Genomic DNA, 641 nt, shown 5'->3' with positions numbered 1-641 from the left:
CCGAGTTTATAATAAATCCGAGCTGAGATGACGTTTGAAGGGAGCCTTTTCCGAATGAGAACCGGTATTCCTTGGCGAGATTTGCCAGAAGAATTTGGTGAATGGAGCACCGTCTATAGATGATTTAATTTGTGGTCTAAAAAAGGAATATTAGTTGATATTTTCAAACATTTATCACAACTAGCGGATTTTGAATGGGTGTTCCTAGATGGCTCGATTATCAGGGCTCATCAACATAGTACAGGCGCTGCAACGGAGCATTCCGAGCAAATAGGTCAGAGCTGTGGTGGTAATTCAACTAAAATTCATCTTGCGGTTGATAGTGGTGGTTTGCCTATTTGTTTTGAGCTTTCTGAAGGACAACGACATGATATCACTTATGCAGAAAACCTAGTTGAAAAGCTCGATGAAGTCAATACAGTGATAGCCGATAAAGGTTATGACAGCGAGCCTTTTCGGTGCTTTGTTCGTCAAAAAGGCGGACGAACGGTGATTGCTAAACGTAATTATGGTAAGGATATAGATAAAAGCAGTATGGATAGGTGCCTTTATCGCTATCGTCATTTAGTCGAGAATGCCTTTGCTAGAATCAAGCAATATCGTTCAATATCAACTAGATACGATAAGTTAGAAAGGAATTA

The 641-nt window shown here is 39.9% G+C and carries 1 pseudogene; it reads left to right on the top strand.

What is annotated here, in order from left to right:
• A pseudogene (locus A9G31_RS08505) lies at nucleotides 1–641 on the top strand (IS5 family transposase); the annotation flags it as partial.

Source organism: Gilliamella sp. Gris1-4, from assembly GCF_001690335.1.
GTDB classification, from domain to species: domain Bacteria; phylum Pseudomonadota; class Gammaproteobacteria; order Enterobacterales; family Orbaceae; genus Gilliamella; species Gilliamella apicola_P.
The sequence above is the reverse complement of the archived record's forward strand: the minus strand, read 5'-3'. Positions and strand labels throughout refer to the sequence as shown.